Consider the following 357-nt stretch of genomic DNA (forward strand, 5'->3'; position numbering starts at 1 on the left):
CTGGTGGAGATACCGTTAGGATAGTATTCGTGCGTGGTCAGGCCTTCGGGTTCGAGGAAAATCTGGTGGCTGTCTTTGTCGGCGAAGCGGTTGATTTTGTCTTCGATAGACGGGCAATAACGCGGACCCACGCCTTCGATTTTGCCGGTAAACATCGGGCTGCGGTTGAAGCCTGAGCGGATGATGTCGTGGGTTTGCGTGTTGGTATGCGTAATCCAGCAAGACACTTGGCGCGGGTGCATATCGGCGCTGCCGCGTACGGACATTACGGGAACGGGCGTGTCGCCGGGCTGTTCGGTCAGTTGGGAGAAATCAATCGTGCGTCCGTCGATACGCGGCGGCGTGCCGGTTTTCAGA

The 357-nt window shown here is 57.4% G+C and carries 1 protein-coding gene; it reads right to left on the reverse strand.

What is annotated here, in order from left to right:
* Window positions 1-357: FAD-dependent oxidoreductase (locus tag ACTHS3_RS17350; protein ID WP_440368681.1), on the reverse strand; the 357-nt coding region annotated here is incomplete at both ends.

The sequence above is a fragment of the Neisseria sp. P0009.S007 genome (genome assembly GCF_051962515.1).